The sequence below is a fragment of the Bacillus sp. NSP9.1 genome (genome assembly GCF_000465465.2).
Classification (GTDB): domain Bacteria; phylum Bacillota; class Bacilli; order Bacillales; family Bacillaceae; genus Bacillus; species Bacillus sonorensis_A.
In genome coordinates this window covers 2,964,813-2,989,936 of the sequence record NZ_CP048273.1, presented here as the reverse complement: position 1 = coordinate 2,989,936, position 25,124 = coordinate 2,964,813, and the positions used below count along the sequence as shown (strand labels likewise).

General features: G+C 47.6%; 26 protein-coding genes. 21 read left to right on the top strand and 5 right to left on the bottom strand.

What is annotated here, in order from left to right:
* Positions 1–14: 14 nt before the first annotated feature.
* The 5 genes from spo0A (at position 15) to M654_RS15545 (ending at position 3,996) form a co-directional block, all read left to right on the top strand.
* Positions 15–815 carry a sporulation transcription factor Spo0A gene (spo0A, locus tag M654_RS15565; protein ID WP_026587799.1) on the top strand — a complete coding sequence of 267 codons (801 nt, stop codon included), beginning with the start codon at positions 15–17 and terminating at the stop codon, positions 813–815.
* A 344-nt stretch (positions 816–1,159) separates the two neighbouring features.
* Complete coding sequence (locus tag M654_RS23610; protein ID WP_236251141.1) at positions 1,160–1,729, top strand: serine O-acetyltransferase; 570 nt, start codon at positions 1,160–1,162, stop codon at positions 1,727–1,729.
* A 421-nt stretch (positions 1,730–2,150) separates the two neighbouring features.
* Positions 2,151–2,459, top strand: coding sequence for a hypothetical protein (locus M654_RS15555; RefSeq protein WP_026587797.1), 309 nt, complete (start codon positions 2,151–2,153; stop codon positions 2,457–2,459).
* A gap of 35 nt (positions 2,460–2,494) precedes the next feature.
* A complete protein-coding gene (locus M654_RS15550) occupies positions 2,495–3,115 on the top strand; it encodes an N-acetylmuramoyl-L-alanine amidase family protein (RefSeq protein WP_035428363.1) in 621 nt (206 codons plus the stop codon).
* Between the two features lie 152 nt (positions 3,116–3,267).
* Positions 3,268–3,996, top strand: a complete 729-nt coding sequence (locus M654_RS15545; protein ID WP_026587795.1) for a glycerophosphodiester phosphodiesterase — start codon at positions 3,268–3,270, stop codon at positions 3,994–3,996.
* A 36-nt stretch (positions 3,997–4,032) separates the two neighbouring features.
* On the opposite strand, the gene M654_RS15540 is transcribed toward M654_RS15545, so the two are convergent.
* Positions 4,033–4,278, bottom strand: a complete 246-nt coding sequence (locus M654_RS15540) for a DUF2627 domain-containing protein (RefSeq protein ID WP_026587794.1) — start codon at positions 4,276–4,278, stop codon at positions 4,033–4,035.
* A 153-nt stretch (positions 4,279–4,431) separates the two neighbouring features.
* Between M654_RS15540 and M654_RS15535 the strand changes: the two genes are divergently transcribed.
* From M654_RS15535 to M654_RS15500, 8 genes are all read left to right on the top strand, one after another.
* Positions 4,432–6,498, top strand: coding sequence for a sigma 54-interacting transcriptional regulator (locus M654_RS15535; RefSeq protein WP_026587793.1), 2,067 nt, complete (start codon positions 4,432–4,434; stop codon positions 6,496–6,498).
* A 127-nt stretch (positions 6,499–6,625) separates the two neighbouring features.
* Positions 6,626–7,537 carry a phosphate butyryltransferase gene (yqiS, locus tag M654_RS15530; RefSeq protein WP_026587792.1) on the top strand — a complete coding sequence of 304 codons (912 nt, stop codon included), beginning with the start codon at positions 6,626–6,628 and terminating at the stop codon, positions 7,535–7,537.
* Between the two features lie 3 nt (positions 7,538–7,540).
* Complete coding sequence (gene bcd / locus M654_RS15525; protein WP_026587791.1) at positions 7,541–8,635, top strand: branched-chain amino acid dehydrogenase; 1,095 nt, start codon at positions 7,541–7,543, stop codon at positions 8,633–8,635.
* Positions 8,636–8,669: 34 nt separating this feature from the next.
* Entirely contained in the window at positions 8,670–9,776 is a 1,107-nt protein-coding gene (gene buk, locus M654_RS15520; protein ID WP_026587790.1) for a butyrate kinase, read from the top strand.
* Positions 9,766–11,187: a dihydrolipoyl dehydrogenase gene (lpdA, locus tag M654_RS15515; RefSeq protein ID WP_026587789.1), complete on the top strand. Its 1,422-nt coding sequence runs from the start codon at positions 9,766–9,768 to the stop codon at positions 11,185–11,187. Before buk ends, lpdA begins: the two co-directional genes overlap by 11 nt.
* A gap of 22 nt (positions 11,188–11,209) precedes the next feature.
* A complete protein-coding gene (locus M654_RS15510; protein WP_026587788.1) occupies positions 11,210–12,202 on the top strand; it encodes a thiamine pyrophosphate-dependent dehydrogenase E1 component subunit alpha in 993 nt (330 codons plus the stop codon).
* Positions 12,203–12,215: 13 nt separating this feature from the next.
* A complete protein-coding gene (gene bfmBAB / locus M654_RS15505; protein ID WP_026587787.1) occupies positions 12,216–13,199 on the top strand; it encodes a 3-methyl-2-oxobutanoate dehydrogenase subunit beta in 984 nt (327 codons plus the stop codon).
* A 21-nt stretch (positions 13,200–13,220) separates the two neighbouring features.
* A complete protein-coding gene (locus M654_RS15500) occupies positions 13,221–14,480 on the top strand; it encodes a dihydrolipoamide acetyltransferase family protein (RefSeq protein WP_026587786.1) in 1,260 nt (419 codons plus the stop codon).
* A gap of 25 nt (positions 14,481–14,505) precedes the next feature.
* Here M654_RS15500 and M654_RS15495 read toward each other — a convergent pair whose 3' ends face one another.
* Positions 14,506–15,408 carry a YegS/Rv2252/BmrU family lipid kinase gene (locus M654_RS15495; RefSeq protein ID WP_026587785.1) on the bottom strand — a complete coding sequence of 301 codons (903 nt, stop codon included), beginning with the start codon at positions 15,406–15,408 and terminating at the stop codon, positions 14,506–14,508.
* 183 nt (positions 15,409–15,591) lie between these two features.
* Here M654_RS15495 and M654_RS15490 point away from each other — a divergent pair, with 183 nt between their 5' ends.
* From M654_RS15490 to M654_RS15470, 5 genes are all read left to right on the top strand, one after another.
* A complete protein-coding gene (locus M654_RS15490) occupies positions 15,592–16,029 on the top strand; it encodes a BrxA/BrxB family bacilliredoxin (protein ID WP_026587784.1) in 438 nt (145 codons plus the stop codon).
* 223 nt (positions 16,030–16,252) lie between these two features.
* The gene (locus M654_RS15485) at positions 16,253–17,017 is read left to right on the top strand and encodes an arginine ABC transporter substrate-binding protein ArtP (protein ID WP_026587783.1); all 765 of its coding nucleotides are present in this window, start codon (positions 16,253–16,255) and stop codon (positions 17,015–17,017) included.
* Positions 17,018–17,106: 89 nt separating this feature from the next.
* The gene (locus tag M654_RS15480) at positions 17,107–17,769 is read left to right on the top strand and encodes an arginine ABC transporter permease ArtQ (RefSeq protein ID WP_026587782.1); all 663 of its coding nucleotides are present in this window, start codon (positions 17,107–17,109) and stop codon (positions 17,767–17,769) included.
* Positions 17,762–18,484, top strand: a complete 723-nt coding sequence (locus M654_RS15475; RefSeq protein WP_026587781.1) for an arginine ABC transporter ATP-binding protein ArtM — start codon at positions 17,762–17,764, stop codon at positions 18,482–18,484. The genes M654_RS15480 and M654_RS15475 overlap by 8 nt, the downstream gene beginning before the upstream one ends.
* 72 nt (positions 18,485–18,556) lie before the next feature.
* A complete protein-coding gene (locus tag M654_RS15470) occupies positions 18,557–19,516 on the top strand; it encodes an aromatic acid exporter family protein (protein WP_026587780.1) in 960 nt (319 codons plus the stop codon).
* 109 nt (positions 19,517–19,625) lie between these two features.
* Here M654_RS15470 and prli42 read toward each other — a convergent pair whose 3' ends face one another.
* Positions 19,626–19,727, bottom strand: coding sequence for a stressosome-associated protein Prli42 (prli42, locus tag M654_RS24410; protein WP_372709190.1), 102 nt, complete (start codon positions 19,725–19,727; stop codon positions 19,626–19,628).
* 97 nt (positions 19,728–19,824) lie between these two features.
* Between prli42 and M654_RS15460 the strand changes: the two genes are divergently transcribed.
* Together M654_RS15460 and M654_RS15455 are read left to right on the top strand one after the other, a co-directional pair.
* Complete coding sequence (locus M654_RS15460; protein WP_026587779.1) at positions 19,825–21,354, top strand: acyl-CoA carboxylase subunit beta; 1,530 nt, start codon at positions 19,825–19,827, stop codon at positions 21,352–21,354.
* 19 nt (positions 21,355–21,373) lie between these two features.
* Positions 21,374–22,492, top strand: coding sequence for a tripeptidase T (locus tag M654_RS15455; protein ID WP_026587778.1), 1,119 nt, complete (start codon positions 21,374–21,376; stop codon positions 22,490–22,492).
* A 109-nt stretch (positions 22,493–22,601) separates the two neighbouring features.
* Here M654_RS15455 and M654_RS15450 read toward each other — a convergent pair whose 3' ends face one another.
* The gene (locus tag M654_RS15450; RefSeq protein WP_026587777.1) at positions 22,602–23,429 is read right to left on the bottom strand and encodes a membrane protein insertase YidC; all 828 of its coding nucleotides are present in this window, start codon (positions 23,427–23,429) and stop codon (positions 22,602–22,604) included.
* Positions 23,430–23,482: 53 nt separating this feature from the next.
* On the bottom strand, positions 23,483–23,764 hold the full coding sequence (locus M654_RS15445; protein ID WP_026587776.1) for a hypothetical protein: 282 nt from the start codon (positions 23,762–23,764) through the stop codon (positions 23,483–23,485).
* Positions 23,765–23,843: 79 nt separating this feature from the next.
* Between M654_RS15445 and M654_RS15440 the strand changes: the two genes are divergently transcribed.
* Positions 23,844–25,100 (top strand): DNA polymerase IV, encoded by a 1,257-nt coding sequence (locus M654_RS15440; protein WP_026587775.1) that lies wholly within the window; start codon positions 23,844–23,846, stop codon positions 25,098–25,100.
* The last annotated feature ends 24 nt before the right edge of the window (positions 25,101–25,124 follow it).

Here is a 25,124-nt window from a genome sequence, read left to right as displayed (position 1 = left end):
GGGGAGGAAGAAACGTGGAGAAAATTAAAGTATGTGTTGCTGATGATAACAGAGAACTTGTCGGACTGTTAAGCGAATATATTGAGGGGCAAAACGACATGGAAGTGCTCGGTGTGGCTTATAACGGGCAGGAATGTCTTTCTTTGTTTAAAGACAAGGAGCCCGACGTGCTCGTTCTTGATATTATCATGCCTCATCTTGACGGCCTGGCTGTGCTTGAAAGGCTGAGGGAGTCACAGCTCAAAAAACAGCCGAATGTCATTATGCTGACGGCGTTCGGACAGGAAGACGTGACGAAAAAAGCTGTTGATTTAGGCGCGTCATATTTTATCCTAAAGCCGTTTGATATGGAGAATCTGGTCGGCCATATCCGCCAGGTCAGCGGAAATGGTTCACAATTGACGCACCGCGCGCCGTCTTCGCAAAGCAGCGTGCTTCGTCCGCAGCCTGAATCGCCGAAGAAAAACCTCGATGCCAGCATCACGACGATCATCCATGAAATCGGTGTTCCCGCTCATATAAAAGGATATTTATACTTACGTGAAGCCATTTCCATGGTGTATAACGATATTGAACTTTTAGGCAGCATCACAAAAGTGCTGTATCCAGATATCGCTAAAAAATTCAACACAACGGCAAGCCGAGTCGAACGGGCCATCCGCCACGCGATCGAAGTCGCATGGAGCAGAGGCAACATCGATTCGATCTCATCGCTGTTCGGCTACACGGTCAGCATGTCAAAAGCAAAGCCTACCAACAGCGAGTTCATCGCGATGGTCGCCGACAAGCTGCGCCTGGAGCATAAGGCGTCTTAAGCCCGGATATTGCTGATTGATTTACCCAATAAGTGAAGACCTCGTCTTTGATAGGCGAGGTTATTTTTTGTGAATCGTAAACAACATGTGCAATGTGTCATTTGTCTCATTTGTTAAGCAAGCCCTAACTGCCCACTTGCGAAATGCCGAAATATTGTAATTGCAGCACGTTTGATACATGCCCGAAAGCTATATGATGGAATTCAGTAATGCCTTTGATACCTGGGGGAATTCTCCTTTGTTTTTGCCTTAACATCCTGTCTTTTCGGACGGGATTATTTTTTTGACATGGACTAAAGACCTCCGAAAAACCGATCACAAAGCAGGATGATTGTGTTAAAATTATGAAAAAAGTGGGTGACGATGTGATCTTAACGAAAACTGATCTTCGCTATTATCTCGAACAAGACAAAAAAGCGTTGGGAATCTCCAAACGCAAGCGGGCTAAATGGTTTGGCGATGATATATGGAAGTATCAGATAGCCCTTCGCAAACATGAATATTATACAAATACCAATTCCAAGGTGTTCAAGCACATCTACCGGTATCTGCATAAAAAGAAAGGATTGAGGCTCGGCTATGATATCCCGGTGAATGTATTCGGCCCAGGGTTGAGAATCAACCATTACGGCATGCTCATCGTCAACAGCAATGCTAAAATAGGCGCAAACTGCGACATTCATCAAGGGGTTAACATCGGGCAAAATCATGATCATCATGATGTTCCTACGATTGGCGACAATGTCTGGATCGGACCTGGAGCCAAGCTTTTTGGCAACATTCACATTGCCGACGGCATTTCGATCGGAGCGAACGCCGTAGTCAACAAATCTTTTACTGAAGCAAACATAACGATCGCCGGCGTACCGGCCAAAAAAATTAAAGGGAAACAGGTTGTGCAGCAGCAAGGATAAGCCCATTTTTCAGCATGGCAACCCAACAGAAACCGTATGTTTCAGACAGCTGACTAAATGGCGATAACGGTCGCACGCCATCATAACCTTTACATAAACTGAAGGATATAAAGCCAAGCCGTGTTAAACGTCTTTTTGAAAAGAAAAAAGGCGTTTTTTTCATACAAAAAAATCGCTTATTGAACTTTTCAGCAAAAAATGATGAAAAAGATTGGCTCCCTTCCATTTTTCATCCATTTTCCGTCCGGGATAGATCATTTTTCATGGACGAATCAGAGCGGATGGCTGCTAACAACCGGAAATCGCTGAGCCGTTGGAAGGTGGAATTCAAGAGTGATGGGCCGGAGTGATGAGCTTTACAGCTAAGGAGGGTTGAAGATAAGGTACAGGTGTACAAAATCCAGCGGATGAGGTGATCGAAATGAAAAAAGGAGTCGTTCTGATTTTGTCCGCCATACTGTTTTTGACAGGCTGCGGCACTTCTCAGCACAACGGCCGCAACGAGGATGAAACGGGCGCGGAAATCATGACAAAGGAAGGTACATTTGTCGGTTTGGCTGATCAGCATACCGTAGCCGTCAATATTGATGGCAAAGAGACGATGCTGCAGGTCCCGCCTGATAAACGGGACAGCTATAAAGGAATCGAAGAACAGACAAAGGTGGAGGTCAATTATACGAAAGCTGAGGACGGCACATTGCAGCTTGAAGATATCAAAAAGAAAGAATGATGGATCGTAAAATGGAGATGTGGGAGGAAGAAACGGTGAAATGGCTAGTAAAGAGCTTATTTATAGTGCTATGTTCTTTTGTGATGGTTCTTCCCGGTGCTTTTGCGGCAGAACCGCTTTCCGGAAAAACGGTTTATGTCGATGCAGGGCATGGGGGAGAAGACAGCGGAGCGGTCGGAAACGGACTTTTGGAGAAGGATGTTAATCTTGATGTATCCAAGTTGCTGAATGAAAAATTGCAGGATGAAGGGGCAGACACAGTCATGACGAGAACGGATGATACGTTTTTGACCCTTGACGATCGTGTGGCAAAGGCGGATGCCGACGGCTCAGATCTTTTCATCAGCATTCATGCAAACTCTGCTGTACCTGAAGCTTCAGGTACAGAGACGTATTTTGACTCGACGTATCAAGCGGCTGAAAGCGAGCGCCTGGCATCGGAAATCCAAGAGCGGCTTCCCGGTGCGTTGGAAACCGCGGACAGAGGAGTAAAAGAGTCGCCGTTTTATGTCATCAAGCATTCAAAAATGCCGAGTGCTTTAGTTGAACTGGGTTTTATCACAAATGAATCTGATGCCGATAAACTCATCAGTTCACAATATCAAAAAAAAGCGGCCGATTCGATCGCTGAAGCTGTCGTTTCTTATTATGAATAACTTCTTTAAGCCCCGTTAGCACCGGGGCTTTTTGCATGTCATCGAGGCGAAGAGGTTTTTGATGTTAAAAAAGGGCTTAAAGGTGGAAAGAAAGCAGTAAAGTATTCATAATGAGGAGTAACGTTTATTTCATTTTTAGAGGTGAAACCTACATGACGAAAATTTTTGCACACAGAGGCGCTTCAGGGACGTTTCCTGAAAATACAATGACGGCATTCGAACATGCGGCCGCTTTAGGCGCCGACGGCATCGAGTTGGATGTGCAAATGACGAAAGACGGCCGGCTTGTCGTGATTCACGATGAAAAGCTTGACAGAACGACATCGCTGACAGGTTATGTTAAAGATTATACATATCAGGACCTCAAAACGGGAGACGCAAGTCATCGCTTTTCTGAAAAGACCGGTTTTGTCCCGGTCCCGACTCTTGAAGAGGTGTTTGATTGGGCGGCGACAGGCGATTTTCTCGTGAATGTTGAACTGAAAAACAGCATTGTCCGCTATCATGGAATGGAAGAAAAAGTGATGGCGCTGATTTCCGAATATCAGCTTCAGGATCGGATGATTCTTTCTTCTTTTAATCATGAAAGTCTCGTTCTTTGCCGGCGGCTGAACCCTGAAATCGAACTGGCCGCCCTTTATATGGATGTGATTTATCAGCCTGAACAGTATATTGAGATGATTCCCGCCTCCGGGTTTCATCCCTACCTCCGCTCCATGTCGGAACATACGATCAAAAACGCTCACCAGAAGCAGAAAGCAGTCAGGCCGTTTACCGTCAACCGCGAGGAGGATATGAAAAGACTGATGGAAGCCGGTGTTGACGGTTTCTTCACCGATTTTCCCGAAAAAGCGCTCCAGCTCAAGAAAACCATGTCGTAAAAAAACCGCGGAGATTGATCCGCGGTTTTTTTGCCGTTAATTGTTCTGTTTTTTTCTAAATCGAGGGCTCACCTGGTTTCGCTTGCGGTCTCTGTAAAAAATAAATCCGCCCAACAAATACAGTCCGCCGGCAAAACAAATCATACCGGTAAGCCCTTGAAGCCAAAGGATTTGAAAAGGATCGATTAAAACCCCGAAAACCGTGTCCCGCATTAATTTGATGCCTGCAGCAGCCAAAGCGCCGGGAATCAGCAAAATCAGCAATGCGATCAGTCTCCCCATACACGAATCCCCTTACCAAAGATTTACCTTTATTGTCTATTCGAAAAAAAAGTTTGTCAAGAATGGAAAACATGATAACATAGATGTTGTGCAAATTGTTGCAAATGATGATTATGGTATGCAAAATTTTTCATACAAAGGGGTTAAGGGATGATACAAAAAGTACTGATTGTTGGTGCTGGAAAAGGGGGAACAGCTCTCTTAGATTTGCTGTTGAAAACAAAGTCGCTCAATATCGCCGCAGTCATTGACAAAAACCCAGCGGCTCCCGGGCTCATCTTTGCTCAGGAGAATAAGATCGAAACGGCTCTGGACTGGACGCCATACATAACAAAACAGATCGACATCATCATTGAAACAACCGGTGATCCTGATGTATTGCAGCAAGTGATGCGGAAAAAACACGACAGAACGATTGTTGTGCCGGGTTCGCTCGCATATATCATCTCCCAGCTGATGAATGAAAAACAGCAGCTGATCCAGATGCTCAAAGAACAAACCTATAAGCATGACCGCATTTTTAATTCAATGAATGACGGCATGATTTTTATCGACATTCGTGAAGAGATTATCCTGTTCAACAAAATGGCTGAAGAAATGACCGGAACAAAGCGCCATGAAGCGATCGGTCAGCACATCAAGAATGTCATTCCGACTACGAAGCTTCCCCGCATCCTGAATACGAGGGAGCCTGAATACAACCAAAAACAGTTTTTGCATCCGAACAGACAGATTGTCACGACGAGAATTCCGATCATCGATGACGGAGGGACGCTTTTAGGTGCGCTCAGCATATTTAAAGACATTACCGATGCGGTCGAACTGGCTGAAGAGGTGACGAACCTGAAGGAAGTCAGAACGATGCTTGAAGCGATTATTCAGTCTTCTGATGAAGCCATTTCCGTCGTCGATGAAAACGGAAACGGAATGATGATCAACAGGGCGTATACAAAGATGACGGGCCTGACGAAAGAGCAGGTGATCGGCAAACCTGCGAACACGGATATTTCAGAAGGTGAAAGCATGCATTTAAAGGTGCTTGAAACAAGGCGGCCGGTCAGAGGCGTCAGAATGAAGGTCGGACCGAATAAAAAGGAAGTGATCGTCAATGTCGCGCCGATTATCGTTGACGGTATCCTGAAAGGCAGCATCGGCGTCATCCACGACGTTTCAGAAATCCAATCGCTGACGAACGAGCTCAACAGGGCTCGTCAAATTATCCGTACGCTTGAAGCGAAATATACATTTGCCGATATTATCGGCTCAAGCGAGCAGATGCTTGTCGCGCTTGAACAGGCAAAATTGGGGGCGAAGACCCCTGCGACGATTTTGCTGAGAGGCGAATCCGGAACGGGGAAAGAGCTTTTTGCCCATGCCATACATAACGAAAGTGACCGAAAGTATAATAAGTTTGTCCGGGTCAACTGTGCGGCCATTTCAGAATCGCTGCTGGAATCAGAGCTGTTCGGCTATGAGGAAGGCGCCTTTTCCGGAGCGAGGCGCGGCGGAAAAAAGGGCTTTTTTGAAGAAGCGAACAACGGCAGCATTTTCTTGGATGAAATTGGGGAACTCTCGTTAAATACACAGGCAAAGCTGCTCCGTGTGCTGCAGGAGAAGGAAATCGTCAGGGTCGGCGGGACGAAGCCGATTCCTGTAAACGTCCGAATTATTGCCGCAACAAACGTTAATATTGAAAAAGCGCTGGCAGACGGCAGATTTCGCGAAGATTTGTACTACCGGATCAATCGTTATCCGATATCGATACCGCCGCTCAGACAGCGAAAGGAAGATATCGAAGCCTTGAGCCGGCATTTGATCGGAAAAATCAATCAGGAATACGGCCGCAATGTAAAGGGCCTGACGAAACATGCGCTCAAATCCTTAAAAGCGCGAAAGTGGCCGGGCAATGTCAGGGAGCTTGAAAATGTCCTGGAGCGGGCTATGATTTTTTTGAAGCCGCAGATGGAATTTATCGATCTCGAACACTTGCCTGAAGCAGACCTCCCGAAAAAGAAAACAGAAATCGGATACGCTTTTCCGGATATCGAAAATGAAAAGCTTTCCGACGCCGTTGAACGGTTTGAAGCTCATGTGATTAAAGAAATGCTTGAAAAGTATCAATATAACAGGACGAAAACAGCAAAAGCGCTTGGCGTCAGCATCCGCAACCTTTATTACAAAATGGATAAATACAATCTTGCAAAAGGCGGCATGCAATAAGTTGCAGTTAAATATGCAGAATCATGCAAACTTTAAAACAAGATCATTGAGCCGATCCGCTTTATTGACAGTGGCACGAATCTTGCATGATAAAGAGTGCGGATGTTTGCTTAGAAAGGTGGGTACTATGAAGCTGAAACAACTATTTCAAAAAGCGGCGGAGCTCGACAACAAAACGGTCGCCGTCGCACATGCAGAAGACGATCAAGTGCTTCAAGCCGTCAAGCTTGCGGTTGACAAGCAATTCGCCCGGTTTTTGCTGATCGGGCACAGAGAAAAAATCAGACATATGATGACAGAGCAGAACATTTCAAAACAGCATGTTGATATCATCCATTCGGAAACGCCCGCAGATTCAGCAAGAATCGCTGTTCAAGCTGTAAAAAGCGGGAATGCGGATGTACTCATGAAAGGAAATGTGCCGACAGCCGTCCTGTTAAAAGCCGTTTTAAATAAGGAATACGGGCTGCGCTCCTCTCACGTGCTGTCACATGTAGCGGCATTCGAAGTCAGCGGGTTTGACAGGCTCATCTATGTAACCGATGCGGCTATGAATATCAATCCGAAGCTTGAAGAGCTGAAGCAAATTTTAGAAAATGCCGTCCGCGTCGCAAGATCAGTCGGAGTCCAAATGCCGAAAGCCGCCTGTCTGGCTGCTGTTGAAACGGTGAATCCTGCAATGGAAGCCACATTGAATGCAGCTGCTTTAACACAGATGAATCACAGAGGACAAATCAAGGACTGCATCGTTGACGGTCCGCTGGCTTTGGATAACGCGATTTCAGAGATTGCTGCCCGGCATAAAAACATTTCCGGGATTGTGGCGGGCCAAGCGGATATCCTGCTTGTTCCTTCAATTGAAACAGGCAATGTCCTCTATAAATCATTGATTCATTTTGCGGGTGCGAAAGTGGGAGCCGTTTTAGCAGGGGCAAAAGCGCCCATCGCTTTAACAAGCAGGGCCGATTCCGCAGAAAACAAGCTGTATTCGATTGCTTTGGCGTTATGCACGTCTGAAGGACGACATGAGGAGGAATAAGAAATGGAACTATTTCGATATATGGAACAGTATGACTATGAACAATTGGTGTTTTGCCAAGATAAGCAGTCCGGTTTAAAAGCGATCATCGCGATTCATGATACGACGCTCGGACCCGCTTTGGGCGGCACGAGAATGTGGACATATGAAAGCGAAGAAGCCGCAATTGAAGATGCGCTTCGCCTGGCGCGGGGGATGACCTATAAAAACGCGGCGGCCGGATTGAATCTCGGAGGAGGCAAAACGGTCATCATCGGAGATCCGCGCAAAGATAAAAATGAAGAAATGTTCCGGGCATTCGGCCGCTACATTCAAGGACTGAACGGAAGATACATTACCGCAGAAGACGTCGGCACTACTGTTGAAGATATGGATATCATTCATGATGAAACAGACTTTGTCACAGGCATTTCACCGGCTTTCGGTTCCTCGGGCAATCCGTCGCCTGTCACAGCCTACGGTGTGTATAAAGGGATGAAAGCCGCAGCGAAAGAGGCGTTTGGAACGGATTCACTTGCAGGAAAAACCGTTGCTGTCCAAGGCGTCGGCAATGTTGCCTACAATCTTTGCCGCCATCTTCACGAAGAAGGCGCGAAACTGATCGTCACCGACATTAACAAAGAAGCTGTTGAGCGCGCCGTCGCGGATTTCGGCGCCCGCGCCGTCGACCCTGATGATATTTATTCGCAGAATTGTGATATCTATGCACCGTGTGCACTCGGAGCGACGATCAACGATGATACGATTCCGCAGCTGAAGGCCAAAGTCATTGCCGGAGCAGCCAACAATCAGCTGAAAGAGACCCGCCATGGGGACCAGATCCACGACATGGGCATCGTCTATGCACCGGATTATGTCATCAATGCCGGGGGCGTCATCAATGTCGCCGACGAACTATACGGCTATAATGCAGAGCGCGCGCTGAAAAAAGTCGAAGGGATTTACGGAAACATCGAACGGGTTCTGGAAATCTCTAAGCGCGATCGAATTCCAACTTACTTGGCGGCGGACCGTCTGGCTGAGGAGCGGATAGAACGGATGCGCCATTCCAGAAGCCAATTTTTGCAAAACGGCCATCACATTTTAAGCAGACGTTAATTACACCCCCTATATACACTGGAGGTTCAAGGAAATGCAAATACAGGAAAAGCGTATTCTCGTCATCAATCCGGGATCAACATCTACTAAGATCGGCGTTTTTCACGATGACCGTTCCATTTTTGAAAAATCAATCCGTCATGACGAGGAAGAGCTAAAGCAATTCGAAACCATCATTGATCAATATGCGTTCAGAAAGCAGGCTGTTTTGGAGACGCTGCATGAACAGGGCATCAATATTTCAAAACTGAACGCCGTCTGTGCAAGAGGAGGTCTGCTCCGCCCGATTGAAGGCGGCACATATGAAGTGAACGCCGCGATGATCGAGGATTTGAAAAACGGCTATGCCGGCGAGCATGCTTCAAATCTTGGCGGGATCATCGCCAGGGAAATTGCCGACGGCTTAAATATACCGGCCTTTATCGTCGACCCCGTTGTCGTCGATGAAATGTCTCCCGTCGCAAAAATTTCCGGAACCCCGGCAATCGAAAGAAGAAGCATCTTCCATGCGCTCAACCAAAAAGCGGTCGCCCGAAAAGCGGCCTGGCAGTTTGGAAAGCGGTATGAAGATATGAAAATGATCATCACCCATATGGGTGGCGGGATTACGACAGGCGTTCATTACAATGGGCGTGTCATCGATGTTAACAACGGCCTGCACGGGGAAGGTCCGCTCAGTCCGGAGCGGGCCGGAACCATTCCGGCCGGAGATCTGATCGATATGTGTTTCTCAGGCGAATATACCCGTGACGAGCTCATGAAGATGCTCGTTGGCGGCGGCGGGCTTGCCGGCTATCTCGGCACGACCGATGCCGTAAAAGTGGAAAAAATGATCAAGGAAGGCGATCGAAAAGCCGCGCTCATCTATGAAGCGATGGCTTATCAAATCGCCAAAGAAATCGGGGCTGCCAGCGCCATTTTAAAGGGTGAAGTCGATGTCATCATTTTGACGGGCGGGCTGGCTTATGGAAAATCATTTGTTGCCTCGATCAGAAAATACATAGACTGGATTTCGGATGTCGTCGTCTTACCCGGTGAAAATGAGCTGCAGGCTTTGGCTGAAGGCGCTTTTCGCGTATTGAACGGCGAAGAAAAGGCGAAACAATATCCGAACCAGAGGAGGGAAAGTCATGGCAACTGAATACGATCTCGTCATTCTTGGCGGTGGTACAGGCGGCTATGTGGCGGCCATCAGAGCATCTCAGCTGGGGCTTAAAACAGCTGTTGTGGAAAAGGGGAAGCTTGGCGGCACATGCCTTCATAAAGGCTGCATTCCGTCAAAGGCGCTCTTGAGAAGCGCAGAGGTGTATCGGACAGCGCAAAAAGCGGAAGAATTCGGAGTGGTGATTCCTGAAACCGAACTGAGGTTTTCCCAGGTTCAAACACGAAAACAAAAGATTATTGACCAGCTTTATAATGGTGTCAAACATTTGATGAAAAAAGGGAAAATCGACGTATATGAAGGAATCGGGCGGATTCTCGGACCGTCGATATTTTCGCCGATGCCGGGCACGGTATCTGTCGAGATGGCGAACGGAGAAGAAAATGAAATGCTCGTCCCTAAAAACGTCATCATCGCCACGGGTTCAAGGCCCCGTTCGCTCTCGGGGCTCGAGCCGGACGGTGAACGGATTATGACATCTGATGAAGCGCTTGAGCTTGAGCGTCTTCCGGAGTCCATCTTGATCGTCGGCGGCGGTGTCATCGGAATTGAGTGGGCTTCCATGCTGTCCGATTTCGGTGTTGACGTGACGGTGCTTGAATATGCCGAACGGATTTTGCCGACGGAAGATGCAGACGTTTCAAAAGAAATGCAAACCCTGCTGACGAAAAAAGGCATCAAGATTGTCACGGGGGCAAAAGTGCTTCCTGACACTCTGGAAAAAGGGGAGTCTGTCACCATACAGGCAGAAAAAGGCGGAGATACGCAACACTTTGCCGCTGAAAAAATGCTCCTTTCAGTCGGAAGGCAGGCCAATGTCGAAGGAATCGGCCTGGAAAACACGGATATACAGGTGGAAAACGGCTTTATCGCGACAAACAGCATGTATCAAACAAAAGAGTCCCATATCTATGCGATCGGTGACGTCATCGGCGGATTGCAGCTTGCCCATGCGGCTTCCCACGAAGGGATCACCGCTGTTGAACACATCGCCGGCAATCAGCCTCATGCCATTGACTACTCGCTTGTTTCCAAGTGCATCTACTCCAGTCCAGAGGCGGCGTCTGTCGGCTTGACTGAGGAAGAGGCAAAGGCGGCAGGCCGGAAGATCAAAATCGGCAAATTTCCGTTTCAGGCCGTCGGCAAGGCGCTCGTCTACGGCGAATCAGCCGGCTTCGTCAAAATTGTCGCTGACGAGGACACAGATGACATTCTCGGCGTCCATATGATCGGCCCGCATGTGACGGATATGATTGCTGAAGCGGGGCTCGCCAAGGTGCTCGATGCGACGCCGTGGGAGGTCGGCCAAACAATCCATCCGCACCCGACGCTATCTGAAGCCATCGGAGAAGCCGCTCTTGGCGTGGATGGAAAAGCGATTCATTTTTAACAAGCATGAAGGAGTGAAAAACATGAGCAATAATCGTCATGAAGCAGTGGGATTAACGGATGAACAAGCAATCGAAATGTACAAAACCATGTTTTTAGCCAGAAAGCTTGATGAGCGGATGTGGCTCTTAAACCGCGCCGGGAAAATTCCTTTTGTTATTTCCTGTCAAGGACAGGAGGCGGCACAGGTTGGTGCAGCTTTCGCTTTAGACCGCGACAACGACTATGTCCTCCCGTATTACAGAGATATGGGAGTGGTGCTCGCTTTTGGCATGACGGCAAAAGATTTGATGCTGTCCGCCTTTGCGAAAAAGGAGGACCCAAACTCCGGAGGCAAACAAATGCCGAGCCACTTCGGCCAAAAGAAAAACCGGATTGTCACAGGGTCTTCACCTGTGACGACACAAGTGCCCCACGCTGTCGGCGTAGCGCTTGCCGGCAGGCTCGACAATCAAAATATCGCGACATTTGTCACATTTGGAGAAGGCTCTTCAAACCAGGGGGATTTTCACGAAGGGGCAAACTTTGCTGCTGTTCATAAGCTTCCTGTCATTTTCATGTGTGAAAACAACAAATACGCGATTTCCGTCCCTTACGAAAAGCAAGTGGCCTGTGAGAACATTTCCGACCGCGCCGTCGGCTACGGTATGCCCGGCCAGACAGTTGACGGAAATGATCCTCTTGAAGTTTACAAAGCGGTGAAAGAAGCGAGGGAACGTGCCGGAAGAGGTGAAGGCCCGACATTGATCGAAACGATTTCATACCGGCTGACCCCGCACTCAAGTGATGATGATGACAGAAGCTACAGAGAGCGCGAAGAGGTAGCGGAGGCGAAGAAAAACGACCCGATCATCAAATTCGCACAATACTTGAAAGATGCCGGCCTGTTGGATGAGCAATCTGAAAAAGAAATGACAGACGAGATCACAAATGTTGTCAATGAAGCAACAGATTATGCCGAACATGCCCCATATGCCGATCCTGAAGAGGCGCTGCGGCATGTTTACGCAGAGTAAGGGGGAATCACAAATGGCTGTTATGTCATATATAGATGCTGTCACTTTAGCTTTGAAAGAAGAAATGGAAAGGGATTCCCGCGTCTTTGTTTTAGGCGAAGATGTCGGGAAAAAAGGCGGCGTGTTTAAGGCGACTGCCGGCCTTTACGACCAGTTTGGAGAAGAGCGGGTCATGGATACGCCTTTGGCGGAATCCGCGATCGCCGGCGTCGGTATCGGCGCTGCGATGTATGGCATGAGACCGGTCGCCGAAATGCAGTTCGCTGATTTTATCATGCCCGCTGTCAACCAGATTATTTCCGAAGCGGCAAAAATCCGCTACCGCTCTAACAATGACTGGAACTGTCCGATCGTCATCCGCGCACCTTACGGCGGAGGCGTGCACGGCGCGCTGTACCATTCACAGTCGGTTGAAGCCGTGTTTGCCAACCAGCCGGGGCTGAAAATTGTCATGCCGTCAACGCCTTATGATGTGAAGGGGCTTTTAAAGGCGGCGATTCGCGATGAAGATCCGGTGCTCTTCTTTGAACATAAACGGGCCTACCGCCTGATCAAAGGTGAAGTGCCGGATGACGACTATGTACTGCCGATCGGCAAAGCCGATGTCAAACGGGAAGGCGACGATATCACCGTGATTACGTACGGGCTTTGCGTCCACTTTGCGCTTCAGGCGGCAGAAAGGCTTGAAAAAGACGGAATTTCCGCCCATATCCTTGATTTAAGAACGGTTTATCCGCTTGATAAGGAAGCGATCATTGAAGCGGCATCGAAAACGGGCAAAGTTCTTCTCATCACCGAGGATACGAAAGAAGGCAGCGTCATGAGCGAAGTGGCGGCCATCATTTCAGAGCATTGCTTGTTCGATTTAGACGCGCCGATTAAGCGGTTGGCCGGACCGGATGTCCCGGCTATGCCGTATGCGCCGACAATGGAAAAATATTTTATGGTCAATCCTGATAAAGCAGAAGCGGCAATGAGAGAACTGGCCGAGTTTTAAACACATAAGGAGGACAATCGTATGGCAGTGGAACAGATGACAATGCCCCAGCTCGGAGAAAGCGTCACCGAGGGGACGATCAGCAAATGGCTCGTCAGCGTCGGGGATCATGTCAACAAATACGACCCGATCGCCGAAGTGATGACAGATAAAGTCAATGCTGAAGTGCCTTCCTCTTTTACCGGGACGATTACCGAGCTCGTCGGAAAAGAAGGAGAGACCTTGCAGGTTGGAGACATTATCTGCAAAGTCGAAACAAATGAAACAACAAAAGAGGAGACCCCTTCAGCTTCAGAAGAACCGAAAGAAGCGGCAGGGCGGCAGCAGGCACCCGCGGATACATCGAATAAAAAACGCTTTTCACCTGCCGTTTTACGGCTTGCCGGGGAGCATAACATTGATTTGGAGCAGGTGGAAGGCACCGGCAGAGGCGGGAGGATTACAAGGAAGGATATTCAGCAAATCATCGACTCCGGTGTGACACCTGCAAAAGAGCCGGCAGTTGATCATCAGCCGGCCGAACAGGCGGCGCCGACCCCAGAACCTGCGCGAAAAGAGAGCCCTGCGCCTCAAAGCGCAGCGGGCGATATCGAAATTCCGGTCACAGGCATCCGCAACGCCATTGCTTCCAATATGGTCAAGAGCAAGCATGAAATTCCTCACGCCTGGACGATGATGGAGGTCGATGTCACAAGCCTTGTCAGCTACCGCAACAAAATAAAAGACGAATTTAAAAAGAAAGAAGGCTTCAACCTGACCTTTTTTGCTTTCTTCGTCAAAGCGGTTGCGCAAGCGCTGAAAGAATTCCCGCAGGTCAACAGCATGTGGGCCGGCGATAAAATCATTCAGAAAAAGGACATCAACATCTCCATCGCCGTGGCGACGGAAGATGCCTTGTATGTGCCTGTCATCAAACATGCCGATGAAAAAACAATCAAGGGCATCGCCAGAGAAATCACCGAGCTGGCGAATAAGGTGCGAACCGGTAAGCTGACAAGCGCTGATATGTCAGGCGGGACGTTTACGGTGAACAATACCGGTTCGTTCGGCTCCGTCCAGTCCATGGGGATCATCAACCATCCGCAGGCGGCCATCCTCCAGGTTGAATCGATTGTGAAGCGTCCGGTCGTTATGGACCACGGCATGATCGCTGTCAGAGATATGGTCAATCTCTGTCTGTCACTCGATCACAGGGTGCTCGACGGTCTGATCTGCGGTCGATTCCTGGCCCGAGTAAAAGAGATCCTTGAACATATCGATGAGAATACATCTGTTTATTAAAGAAAAAGCTGATCCCTTTAACGGATCAGCTTTTTTCTCTATTTGCCGGTGCAAGCATCCGCAGATGCCCCTTAAGCACATCAATCGAAGCCGGCGCTTTTGTGCAGATTTCCCCATCCGTATCAGCGTCCATTTCCGCTGCCGTTTCTACTTTGATGGACTTGCCTTGATAGTATGAAAGCTCTCCTTTAAATGGTTCCAGCTCTGGTTCTTCCATGGAGAAGAGCTCTTTTAATGCAGCCAGATTCGTATTTCTGCATACAAGGATTTCGGCTTTGCCGTCACAAATGCTTGCCCCCTGAAGCGGAATGCGGCTCGTGCCGATAAAATGGCCATTCAGCACCATAATCATTACCGCTTCATCTGTCAGATTTTCTCCGTCAATGGACATCTTAAAGGGGAATGGCTTAAGGCCGGAGATTGTCCGCAATGCACTTGTGAAATAGCTAAGCCTCCCCAACAGCGCTTTTTCCGTTTGATTGATCCGGCTTGAGGCTTCCGTAATCAAGCCGATGCCCCAAAAGTTTAAACAGTAATGGCTTTCCGTCTTGAGCACATCGACGGCAACGGTGTGACCATTGACAAGTGTTTCCGCCGCTTGCCCGATATTTTGCGGAATCTGGAGCGCCCGTGAAAAATCGTTGCAGGTCCCGCCGGGAAGAATGCCGATCTCAGGCTTCACCGCAAGCGGACTGAGACCGTTGATGCATTCATGGACCGTCCCGTCTCCGCCTAAAATATAAATCTGCTCGATATCTTCGCTGATGTGCCGGCAAAAACGGAATGCATCATGCTTTTGTCTTGTCTGCTTTACAATCAGCTCATCTATGGCTTGGGAAAGAATCGGCACCGCTGTACCGAGCGTTTTTTCAACGTTTTTTTGTCCGGCATTGCCGTTATAAATCAATAAGGCTTTCCGTCGATCCATTTTGCTCTCCTTTGTCTGTAAGTCGTCTGTTTGTTTATTTTTCCCCGATTGCTTAAACCGATAAACCCTTGAAGGGGAAATGAAACACCTGATTTGCGGTATGAACGGTTTCCAAGTATCATTAGAAAAGATGGATCATACAGCTGCTTGGTTCTAAAGCGGCTAAAAAGGAGAGATCTTAAGGTGAACATGGATTTTAATTTATTTATGAATGATGTCGTCCGCCAAGCCAGACAGGAAATAACGGCAGCCGGCTACCAGGAGCTTAAAAGTGCAGAAGAAGTGGACGAGGCGCTGACGAAAAAAGGCACTACACTTGTCATGGTCAACTCAGTCTGCGGCTGCGCCGGGGGAATCGCACGCCCTGCCGCATATCACGCAGTTCATTATGACAAGCGGCCCGACCAGCTTGTCACCGTATTTGCGGGGCAGGATAAAGAAGCCACAGCAAGAGCAAGAGAATATTTTGAAGGGTATCCGCCTTCCTCCCCGTCATTTGCTTTATTAAAGGACGGCAAAATTGTAAAAATGGTGGAACGCCATGAAATAGAAGGCTATGAGCCGATGGCTGTCATCACGAAGCTTCAAGGATTGTTTGAAGAATATTGCGAAGAAGTATAAGAACACACGCCTGCCGATCATTTGCGGCAGGCTTTTTTTATGTATAAAAATTCTATTTATATGCAATATGACATGCGGGTAAGGTTCTGTTTCGGTTGTTTCAACAAGGCATATAAAAGGGTTTTTAAGTAATTTTTCAAAAAGTATTGCAATAGGCTCGAAAAATGTTTAAAATACATAACAACGAATAAATATTCAAAAGAATTGCAGGGGGATATACAACATGAAAAAATGGATGTTGCTGTTGGTAACAGCTTGTATCACATTGGCTTTAGCAGCTTGCGGGACAAGCAGCTCTGAAGATAAAAAAACGCTGGTCATGGGAACTTCTGCCGATTATCCGCCGTTTGAATCGAAGGACGGAGACAAGATCGTCGGTTTTGACGTCGATTTGGCCAAAGCGCTTGCCAAAAAAACCGGTCATGAAATCGAAGTCAAGGACATGGACTTCAACGGTTTGGTGACAGCGCTGAAAACAAATAAGGTAGACATTGTGCTGTCAGGCATGACACCGACTCCAAAACGGAAAAAGCAAGTTGATTTCTCAAAGGTTTACTATACGGCCCACAACATGATCGTCACAAAAAAATCGAGCGGCATCAAATCGCTTGATGACCTGAAAGGTAAGACGGTCGGCGTGCAGCTTGGCTCCATCCAGGAAGAAAAAGCGAAGGAACTGACTTCTGACTACAACTTAAAAGTGGAAAACCGCAACCGCATCTCGGATTTAACTGAAGAAATCAAAGCGGGCCGCTTTGACGCAGCAATCATTGAAGATATCGTTGCCGAAAAATATATTGATAAAAATGAAGAACTGGTTGGCTACAATCTGCCGAAAGAACCGGATGAAAAAGCCGGCTCTGCGATCGCCTTCAAAAAGGGAAGCGATTTGACCGAGAAGTTCAACAAAGCGCTTGAAGAAATGGAGAAAAGCGGAGAACTTGATAAGCTGAAAGAAAAATGGTTCGGCGGAGAAACAAAAAAGTAAGCATGAAAAGTTCAACTTTTTGTTGAACTTTTTTTCTAAAGTGATTGTACGCCTCTTTTACCTGAGGCGGGAGAGGGAGAGTCATCATCATGAATTTTCTTGATTTTTCTAGTACATTACCTGAGATGCCTTTCATCCTGGAAGGCTTGGGTGTTACCTTAAAAGTTGTCGCTGCTGCGGCGGTGTTTGGATTTTTGCTAGGGGTTTTGATCACGCTTCTGAAAATCAGCTCGATAAAACCGCTCGCTTGGATAGCGGATTTTTACACGTCAATATTCAGGGGGACACCGCTTGTTCTCCAGCTGATGATCGTTTATTACGGTCTGCCGCAATTACTGGGCTTTGATATTGACGCCTATTGGGCGGCCGTGACAGCATTTGGCTTAAATTCCGCTGCTTATGTATCAGAAATCATCAGAGCCGGAATCAATGCGATCGACAAAGGGCAAAAAGAGGCGGCGATGGCTCTTGGTGTGCCGTATGCAAAAATGATGAAGGATCTGCTGCTTCCGCAGGCATTTAAAAATATTATGCCGGCTTTGATCAACGAGTCCATTACACTGACAAAGGAATCAGCCGTTGTGACAGTCATCGGACTCGGCGATATTATGAGACGGAGCTATCAGGCGGGGGCTGCCATCTACAGTCCGCTGGAACCGATGCTTTTCGCCGGCCTTATTTATTATGTGCTCGTCCTGATTTTGACGTTTATCGGTAAAGCGATTGAAAGGAAGCTGAATGTCAATGATTAAAGTTAGCCAACTCTCGAAATCCTTCGGAAAGAATGAGGTGCTCAAAAATATTTCCGTTTCCTTTGAAAAAGGCGAAGTAGCCGCAGTTATCGGCCCTTCAGGCTCAGGCAAGTCGACATTTCTAAGATGCTTGAACCTGCTTGAGAAACCGACTGAAGGAAGCATTTTCATCCAAGGCGAAGAAATCACAAATCCAAAAGCAAAGGTGCTCAAAGTCAGAGAAAATATCGGAATGGTCTTTCAGCATTTTCACTTATTTCCGCATAAAACGGTTCTTGAAAACATTACCTATGCGCCTGTTAATGTAAAAAAAGAAAGCAGACAGGCTGCAGTCAAAAAAGCGGAAGAACTGCTTGAGAAAGTCGGCCTTCTCGATAAAAAAGATGATTATCCAAACCGTTTATCAGGCGGACAAAAGCAGCGCGTCGCGATCGCCAGGGCGCTGGCGATGAATCCGGATATCATGCTGTTTGACGAACCGACATCAGCCCTTGATCCGGAGATGGTCAAAGAAGTGCTTCAAGTGATGCAGGATCTGGCGAAAACCGGAATGACGATGGTGATTGTCACACATGAAATGGGATTTGCCAAAGAAGTCGCCGACAGAGTGCTTTTCATGGATGGAGGAACCATTGTCGAAGACGATGATCCGAAAGCGTTTTTTTCTTCTCCAAAATCGAAAAGAGCTCAAGACTTTTTAGAGAAAATACTATAAAATAAGCTGAAGAAGATGCTGATCTTCTTCTTTTTTATTCACTAAGACTAGCAGAAAAGATTGGGGTTAACGATGTTTAAAATAGGTTATCGCACATTAAAAACAGCGCTTGGAACAGCATTGGCCATCTATATCGCACAGCTCATCGGCCTCCACAATTTTGTTTCAACAGGCATTATTACAATCCTTTGTATTCAAGTGACGAAAAAACGGTCTCTTCAAGCTTCATGGGCCCGTTTTGCGGCATGCTGCCTGGCGATTGTTTTTTCCTACTGCTTTTTTGAACTGATCGGCTATCATCCGATTGTCATCGGGATCATGCTGCTGTTCTTTATTCCGACAACCGTTTTTTTGAAAATAAAAGAAGGCATTGTGACGAGCTCGGTCATCGTCCTTCATCTTTATATGTCAGAGGGAATCACCCTTCCGTTGATCTGGAATGAATTTTTAATCATCGTCACCGGGATCGGGGTCGCTCTTCTCATGAACTTGTATATGCCGAGCATGGACAAACAGCTTAAGGGGTATCAGCAGAAAATCGAAGATAACTTTGCCAAAATCTTCGAAGAGATCGAGCGCTATTTGCTGACAGGAGAGCAGGATTGGACGGGAAAGGAAATCCCTGAAACGCATCGTTTGATCGACGAGGCGAAAACATTGGCATACCGCGATGTCGAAAATCATGTCCTGCGCCATGAAAATATTTATTATCACTACTTTAAAATGCGGGAAAAACAATTCGAAATTATCGAAAGGGTGCTGCCGAAGATTACATCGATCTCGATGACGGTGGAACAGGGCCATATCATCGCAGCGTTTATTCATGATTTGAGGGGAGCCATCCATCCGGGAAATACGGCTCACAAATTTTTAAAGCGTCTCGTTGAGATGAGAGAGGCATTCGAAGAGATGGAGCTGCCGACGACGCGCGAGGAATTTGAAGCGCGCGCAGCCCTTTTTAACTTTCTCGGTGAAATGGAAAGGTATTTGGTGATCAAAAGTTATTTTAAAGGGATTAAATCTCCTGCATGATCGCATGAGTTTCTCCTTCATTGGCCAATCTAATGAAGGAGAAATCGCTGCGGTCTTTTTTTTGTCTGGCGGATCAGTGATCCATACGATCTTTTAAAACATGTATCGTTTAAAATATCATGCTGATTCCTGTAAGCACGCTCGTCAGTACCATAATACTGATCATGACAATCACCATGATTTTGATAAATTTTTGGGACAAGCTGTTCACCTCTGTTTTCTATTCTTCCACTATTTTATCCTGCTTTTCTTCATCGGACAAGCGAAGGCCACGAGAACACAATCTTTTTAGAGAAGGAGCAGAAATAATGGACATGTTTGAAAGAGTCGATGATTTAGCTCAAACCCGCCGCATTGCCTCTCTCGGCGGAGGGAAGGAAAGGATCGACAGGCAGAAGCAAAAAGGGAAGCTGACGGCCAGGGAGCGAATCGAGCTCTTGCTTGATGAAGGCAGCTTCACTGAACTGAACGCCTTTGTCAGAAGCAGGCAGTCCGGCGGGCCTCTAGGAGATGGGGTTGTGACTGGATTCGGAAAAATCGACGGCCGGCCGGTGTATTTATTTTCACAGGATTTTACCGTCACCGGAGGGGCGCTTGGAGAGATGCATGCGAAAAAAATTGCCGCCGTCATGGATCTGGCTCTTCAAAATAAAACCCCTTTCATCGGTCTGAACGACTCAGGTGGTGCGAGAATTCAAGAGGGTGTGCTATCATTAGATGGATACGGTCATATTTTTTATCGAAATGTCCTTTGCTCTGGCATCATTCCGCAAATCTCTGTCATTCTCGGACCTTGTGCCGGAGGCGCCGTTTATTCACCGGCGCTGACCGATTTCGTTCTGATGAGCGAAAAAACCGGACAGATGTTTATTACCGGGCCGAAAGTGATCAAAAAAGCAACGGGAGAAAATGTCACAGCCGGTGAATTAGGAGGTTCGTCCATACATAATTCAATCAGCGGAAACGCGCACTTTTCCGGGGATTCCGATGAGGCCGTCCTCAAGGATGTGCGCAAGCTTTTATCCTACATCCCGCAGAATCACGAAGAAAAACCTCCTGTTCAAATGAAGCCGGCAAAAGACGACGATATGAGGCCCACTCTTTTGACGATACTGCCCAGCGATGGCCAGCGGCCGTACGATATGAAAAACATCATCCATGAAATCGCAGACTGCGGGACATTCTTTGAAGTACAGCAGCATTTTGCCAAAAACGCCGTGATCGGCTTTATACGGATCGCCGGTGAAGTGACGGCCGTTGTCGCCAATCAGCCGAGACATCTGGCAGGCAGTCTGAACATGGATGCGGCTGATAAAATTGCTCGATTCATCCGTTTTTGCGATTCGTTTCAGATCCCCATTCTGACGCTGGTCGACGTACCAGGGTTTCTTCCGGGAATCCGCGAGGAGCACGGAGGGATGATCAGACATGGAGCAAAAATCCTTTATGCCTATGCAGAAGCCACCACACCCAAAGTGACGGTTATTATTCGAAAAGCGTACGGAGGAGCTTATGTGGCTTTAAACAGCAAGGCCCTTGGGGCGGATGCCGTATTTGCCTGGCCGAATGCCGAGATCGCGGTGATGGGAGCCGAAGAAGCCGCTGACCTGCTGTTTGCCGAAGAAATTGAAAGCTCGGCACATCCGGAGGCGGAAAGGGCTCGCAAGGTCCGGCGGTGCAAGCAGGCTTCAAGTCCGTTTATCGCCGCCCGTCACGGGATGGTCGATGATATCATTGATCCGAAAGAGACGCGGAAAAGACTGATTCAGACGTTTGACATGCTGAAGAGCAAGCAGGAGATTCGGCCGATAAAAAAGCATGGAAATATACCGCTTTAAAAATGGAGGGGGAACAAGCATGAACGAAAAACGACTGTTGGAAGAGTTTTTAGAGCTTGTGCAAATCGACTCGGAGACAAAGCACGAAGCAGACATCTGCAAAGTGCTGAAAGAAAAATTTACGGCTCTGGGAATGGAGGTCGTTGAAGATGACAGTGCGTCATCAACCGGACATGGAGCCGGCAATTTGGTATGTACACTTCCCGGAACAAAAGAGGCGGACACGATTTACTTTACATCGCATATGGACACGGTTGTCCCCGGCAAAGGGGTAAAACCTGTCATTGAAGACGGCTATGTCAAAACCGACGGTACGACGATCCTGGGAGCCGACGATAAAACAGGGCTTGCGGCCATGCTTGAAGCCGTGAGAGTCTTGAAGGAAAGGAACATTCCGCACGGTACGATCCAATTGATCATCACGGCCGGAGAAGAATCGGGGCTTGTCGGAGCGAAAGCTTTGGACCGGTCGCTCATTAAAGCGGAGTATGGCTATGCCCTTGATTCAGACGGCAAGGTCGGCAATATTATCGTGGCTGCGCCGACACAGGCGAAAATCAGGGCATCTGTCTACGGAAAAACGGCTCATGCAGGAGTTGAACCGGAAAAAGGCGTTTCCGCTATTACGATCGCTTCAAAAGCGATAGCTAAAATGCCGCTTGGCCGCATCGACGAGGAAACGACGGCCAACATCGGCCGCTTTGAAGGCGGAACACAAACCAATATCGTGTGCGACCAGGTCGAAATCCTGGCGGAAGCTCGGTCACTCGTACCTGAAAAAATGGAGAAGCAAGCGGAAAAAATGAAGCAGGCTTTTGAAACGGCTGCCGCCGAAATGGGCGGAAGAGCCGAGGTGGAGATCGAAGTCATGTATCCCGGATTCAAGTATCAAGACGGGGATCCCGTTGTGGAGATTGCCAAAAAAGCTGCCGAAAAAATCGGCCGTCCATATGAGCTGTTGACTAGCGGCGGGGGAAGCGACGCCAATGTCATCGCCGGTCACGGCATTCCAACCGTCAATCTTGCGGTAGGATATGAAGAAATTCACACAAAAAATGAAAAAATGCCGATTGAAGAACTTGTCAAAACAGCAGAAATGGTGCTTGCGATTATTGAGGAAGTGGCCAATCCGTCATAAAGCGGCGGTTGACATGGAAATCAACATGCCAACCTTTCTGCCAGTAAAACTCATCCGAAACATCGAAGGAATGTAAAAAAAGGTCGCGCCTTTTAAAGGCGCAACCTTTTTATTTTGATGTTTGTTCAGCCGGCTGAACCGCGTGCTTGTTTTTTCGGTAAAGCTGATGAAGAACGACGGACTGAATCGTCAAAAACAGCCCGCTTGTCATCCAGTAAAGCGGCAGTGCTGCCGGGACGTTGAGAGAAAAGATCGTCATCATCACCGGGAAAAACAATCCCATGATCTTGGCGGACTGTTGAGCCGCCGGGTTAGACTGAGCAGAAGTCTGCGCGTTCATCTTTTGCGTCACATAAAACTGGATGAAATACATCAAGCCTGCACATAAAGACATGAACACATCAGCATGCCCAAGGTTAAACCAAAGGAATGAATGGGATGCAATTTCAGGTGTCGACCGGATGGCATAATATAAACCGACCAAAATCGGAAATTGAATCAGCATCGGCAGGCACCCGATCGCCAGCGGATTAATGTTGTGCTTTTGATAAAGCTTCATCATTTCCTGCTGAAGCTCCTTTTGCTTGGCAGGGTCTTTCGTTTTTTTCAATTTGCTTTGAATCGCATCCATTTCAGGTTTGACCAGCGCCATTTTTTCCTGCATGACCCGCTGCTTTTTAAACTGGTTGGCAAACAGAGGCAAGACGAGAAAACGGACGATGATCGTCACCAGAATAATCGAAAGCCCGTAGCTTCCGTGAAACAAACCGGCGATTCCTTTGATCAGATCTGAAAACGGAACCACGATATAATGTTGGAAGAAGTTGCCGTCTCCCGCCGGGGAGCTGCCTGTGGCAGCCGAGGCATGCCCTCCGATCAATAGCGTTGAAAGCAGCAGCAAGGCTGCTGTAAAGAATTTTTTTAATGTCGTGTTCAACACGTTCTCCTCCTTCTTTTGGGCTCTTTTTAAGCCCCTTGTCCAATTGAAAATCAAAGAAGAAGGAGACGATGGTCTTCATCATCATTCGATGAAGTCTTCATGCGTATGACTTTACTTATCCATACCGTAATGCGATGATATAGGATAACGAGAAAATCGATTTTGTAAATAAAATGAATCGCTTTATATTCTTCAATCCGTTTGTTTTTCCAATCGTTATCCGTACAGCAATCCTTTAAAATCAGGGCGATTCCAATGGCGGTCAATGCGGGAAGAATGATTGTGAAAAACTCAAACAGAAAAAAAGCATCGTTAAAAGTTTCAAGAATCAACATGATCACTTCCGTTTCAATAACCATCTTACTATATGAACGTTTCGATGTCTAATGGGACAATCAGGAGGGGGACGCTTTGACTGCAGGAAAACCAAAAGGAAGAGTCATCTTTCATATCGATATGAACAGTTTTTACGCTTCGGTTGAAATGGCGTATGATCCTTCCTTGAGCGGCAGGCCGCTCGCCATTGCGGGAAATGCGAAAGAGCGCAAGGGGATCGTTGTGACATGCAGCTATGAAGCAAGAGCCCGCGGAGTAAAGCCCCCGATGCCGCTTTGGGAAGCGAAGCGCATCTGCCCTGAACTGATCGTGAAACCGCCGAATTTTGACCGTTATCGCAGCTCTTCAAAAGAAATGTTTCAAGTGTTGAGGGAGTACACCGATCTGGTCGAACCCGTTTCCATTGATGAAGGCTATATGGATTTGACCGAGACACCTTACCGCAATCAAGCATATGAAACCGCACTGGAAATCCAAAAGCGCCTCCAAAAAGAACTGCTTCTCCCGTCAAGCATCGGGATTGCGCCTAATAAATTTTTGGCGAAAATGGCTTCAGACATGAAAAAACCGCTCGGAATTACGATTTTAAGAAAACGGGAAGTGCCGCAATTGCTCTGGCCCCTTGATATCAGCGAAATGTACGGAGTTGGGCAAAAAACGGCCGAAAAGCTCAGAGGGCTGGAAATTGAGAAGATCGGGGATCTGGCCGCGGCAGATGAGCACGCTTTAAAACAGCTGCTCGGCATCAACGGTCCAAGGCTGAAAAGACGGGCCAATGGAATCGACACAGGCGAGGTGAACCCGGAGAGAATTTATGAATTTAAAAGCGTCGGCAATTCCTCGACGCTTCCGCATGACTCTACAGATGAAAGAGAGCTCGCCGGCCTCATCGACAAGCTGTCCGTTTCGGTCAGCAACAGGCTGAGACGAAAAGAAGTCATGGCTTCGAAACTGTTTATCATGATCCGTTATGCTGACTGGACGAATATCACAAGAAGCAAGACCCTTCTCAATCCGACCGATGTCGCAGACGCGATTGCCGAAGAGGCGAAAGCGCTGTTTAAACAGCATTGGCAAGGAAGCGCCGTCAGGCTTTTAGGTGTGACGGGGACAGATCTTGTCAAACGGAAAGAAGCGGTCAAACAGCTTGATTTGTTTTCTTTTCAGCAGGATGCCAAAGATGAGCCGATCCAAAAGGTGATCGAGGAGCTGAACGGGAAATATGGCACGGATCTTATCCAAAAAGGAATCAAAATCGCAGGGAAAGAGAGCCGTACAAGCGGAACAAGTTTCAACAAAGATTTTTTCCAAGACGGGAGAAAAGATCAATAGCTTGAAAAGATGGGTCAAAGTGTG